A 3,231-nucleotide genomic window follows, 5' to 3' on the forward strand; every position below is an offset into this window, starting at 1 on the left:
TAGCTTAGATGCTGTTCAGCAGTTGCAGAACGGCATCGGTGGGCCGGAAGCGCGCCCCGTAATTGCCCTCGATGCCCGCCTTTTCGATTCCGTTGCGCATCATCTCGACATCCGCGGCGGCATAGCGGTGGGTGGTGGCGACCTGTGCGTGCCCGAGCCAGGCTTGAATCGTCAAAAGATCCACGCCGGACTGGAGAAGCTTCATGGCGAGGGAGTGCCGGAAGATGTGTGGCGATATGGGCTTTTCGGCCAAGTCCGGCCTAATGGCCACTGCCTTGGCCGCCGCTCGTCGTACGATGTGGGTCGCCCCGAAGCGCGTCAGGCGCTCATTGTGGGCGCCGACAAAGATCGGTCGTGGTTCGAGGTTGGCGATTCCGCGTTCGCGCAACAAGGCCGCCAGCGCTCTCGCCAAATCCTGAGAAACGGGGATGACGCGATCTCTGCGCCCCTTACCGTGCAACAGCACCTGCGAACGCGGGCGTTCCAACTGAAGGTCGTCAGCATTGACACCAATGGCTTCGGAGACCCGCGCGCCGGTCCGCGCCAGGAACAGCAGAAACGCGCGGTCGCGCCGACCACGGGGCGTCCTCTGATCGGGCGCCGCAATGATTGCGTCCACTTCTGCGTTGGTGAGGTGGCGCGTCACCTCAATGTGCGCCCGTTTTGTGGGAATCGTCAGCACGCGTTGCGCGACACCAAAGGACGCCGGGTCGGCCGCTGCCACATGGTGGAAGAAAGATCGTATCGCAGCTAGTCGGGCATTGCGCGTGGCGACGGTGTTGTTCCGCTTCTCCTCGAGTTCGTCGAGAAAGGCGAGAACGAGGTCTCGATCGAGATCTTCGAGCACCAACGCCGCCGGCCTCTTCCGCAACCTGGCGGCGGCAAAGAGGATCAGCATGCGCAAGGCGTCGCGATAGCTCGCGACAGTCGCGGGAGTGGCGTTGCGCTGCTTGGTCAAGCGCCGGCGAAAGTAGGATTCCAGGAGCGGCGCCAGGAGAAGATGTTCGCTCATGCTGCACCTCCATCGAGGAAAGCGCGGTCCGCCGCAATGGCGAGAAGATCCGTCGAACCAGTGAGGTAGTAAGCGGTATCGCTGTAGCTGGCGTGGCCGAGATATGTGGCGAGCAACGGGAGCAGCGCCTGAACGTCTGCGCGCTGTTGGTGCCAGAAGCTGAGGCGGGTCACGGCGAACCGGTGCCTGAGATCGTGCGGCCTTAAGGGCTTACCGCCATCAAGGCCGGCGAGCTTGCGGACCTCGGCAAAACCGTTTTGCAGGCCGGTCGCTGAGAGGCGGTTGCCACGAGAGCTGAGGAAGAAGCCCTGGTCCTTGGGCGTGGGAAAAGCGGCGTCACGCTCACGGGCGTAATGGCGAAGGGCAGCCTGGGTCGTCGTGTGAACTGGAACGAGACGGTCCTTGCGGAACTTCGTCTTCCGAACCAGAAGAACCCCGCTGGTCAGATCGACGTCGGAACGATCAAGCCTGACCACTTCGCCAGATCGCAGTCCCGAGCTTGCTAACAATCCGATCAGCGTTGCCATCGTCCGCCCCCTGAGAGGGATGCCTGGCGAAATGCGCGCACATGCGTCGATGAGCGACGCCAACTCTGACTCGCTGAGGATCCGCGGCGGCGGAATCGCCCTGGATCTGGGAAAGACTCTACGCTCCAAGGTCTCCGTTTGGGCGTCATAGACGGCGAGATACTCGTAGAATCGGCGGAGCACGCCGTGACGAGTGGTGCGGCTGTTGGCGGCGCCGCCGAACGACAGGACGAAGTCCAGCGCCATCGTCCGGGTGGCGGGCGCATCGAACTGAGCGCGTTCAACGTAGCGGACGAAAGCCCGCAACGTGCCAGCTTGTTTGCTGAAAGAGTAGCCGAGCGAGTGGCGCAGTTCGATGTAACGCTCGGCCTTCTCGCCGAGGAATCGGGTAAACGCGGTCATGCCGCGCCTCCCGGAAAGGGGAGTGCGACCTCGGCGAGTTGCGAGGCCGCAACCTTCACGTACAGCGCCGTTGTGTTGATGCTCCGGTGGCCAAGAAGATCGGCGACCTCGTTGATTGGCCTTCGCTGCCTGACGAGCTGGGTGGCAAGGCTGTGGCGCAGGAGATGCGCACCTGCGACCCGCCCGAGTTCGACCCCGCCATGCCGCAACCGCTTCCGCACGATCCTCGAAACAGGCGACGCGCACTTGAACGGCCCCAGCGGCGGCGCGAAGGACAGGAACAGATACGGACTATCCACCTTCGGTCGAGCGCGCAGGATGTAATCGGCGAGTGCGGCGCCGGTCTCCTCGAGGAGTGGTACCACCCGATCACGCTTGCCCTTGGTGCGCCGGACAAAAACCTCGCCAGTACGCCAGTGGATATCCTTCAGCCGAATGGCGCGTAACTCGCCGTTGCGAATGCCGGTGGTGGCGAGCAGCAGCAAGACGGCTCGATCGCGGATGTCGACCGGCGTCGTTGCGCCGATCGCATCGATCGCCTGCCGAACGTCATCCCATGCAAGGCGCGGCGGCAAATGTGCCAAACGCCAAGAGGGCGTCCTTGGGACAACGCGGGCGAGATCTTGGCGATGGTGGCCAGCCCAATACAAAAACCGAAGAAATGTTCGGATGTGAGAAGTCGCTGCCGTGCGGCTGCTGGAGGTCGCCGATAGTGACAGCCGATGCTCGACAGCAGCGAGGACGTGCTCAGCCGCCAACGCCTCGAGGTCCTGGCCGGGATGGTGATGGCGGAACCAATCCAAAAAGCGGCGACCGCCCAGAAGAACGCCTTCGCGGGTCTTCGGCTCCAGGCCCCGCACCCTGCGCAGATAGTCCGAAAAGGAGGCCAGAAGCGGATTATCCGGGTCAGCATCTACACTGGGAACGGAAGCAATGAATCGCTCCGGAGCCACTCGCAGTGCGTGTCCCAGCGCCGACACTGCTCCAATGCGTGGAGAATCCGTCGTAAACGTGGACAAATAGCTATCGACGACATCCTGATGGATCGGCATCGGACCACAGCGCGTCGCGGCAAACTGGCTAAAGCGCGCAATCCGGCTCAGGTAAATCTTGGCGGACGCTCGCTTATAACCAAGCGTGAAAAAATGCTCCGCGAGGCGATCCATCTCGCCGCCGAGCGCACCGCTACGCAGGCGCTTGAGTACCCCACGATACGAAAAATAGAAGTCGAGCATATTGCCCCTCCAGCATTGCGGCGCAGGGGGATCCCGCGTCCGTCAGAGAGGCATG

Annotated in this window: 3 protein-coding genes; all 3 read right to left on the bottom strand. The window is 62.8% G+C overall.

Annotated elements, in window-relative coordinates:
* Positions 1 to 4: 4 nt before the first annotated feature.
* Genes FJ490_RS32465 through FJ490_RS32475 form a run of 3 tightly spaced genes read right to left on the bottom strand, consistent with a single transcriptional unit; the run spans position 5 to position 3,176 of the window.
* The gene (locus FJ490_RS32465; protein ID WP_064995508.1) at positions 5 to 1,012 is read right to left on the bottom strand and encodes a tyrosine-type recombinase/integrase; all 1,008 of its coding nucleotides are present in this window, start codon (positions 1,010 to 1,012) and stop codon (positions 5 to 7) included.
* A complete protein-coding gene (locus FJ490_RS32470) occupies positions 1,009 to 1,941 on the bottom strand; it encodes a tyrosine-type recombinase/integrase (RefSeq protein WP_064995509.1) in 933 nt (310 codons plus the stop codon). Before FJ490_RS32470 ends, FJ490_RS32465 begins: the two co-directional genes overlap by 4 nt.
* Positions 1,938 to 3,176, bottom strand: a complete 1,239-nt coding sequence (locus tag FJ490_RS32475) for a site-specific integrase (protein WP_084016273.1) — start codon at positions 3,174 to 3,176, stop codon at positions 1,938 to 1,940. The genes FJ490_RS32470 and FJ490_RS32475 overlap by 4 nt, the downstream gene beginning before the upstream one ends.
* Positions 3,177 to 3,231: the final 55 nt, after the last annotated feature.

The sequence above is a fragment of the Mesorhizobium sp. B2-5-11 genome, from assembly GCF_006440835.1.
Lineage (GTDB): Bacteria > Pseudomonadota > Alphaproteobacteria > Rhizobiales > Rhizobiaceae > Mesorhizobium.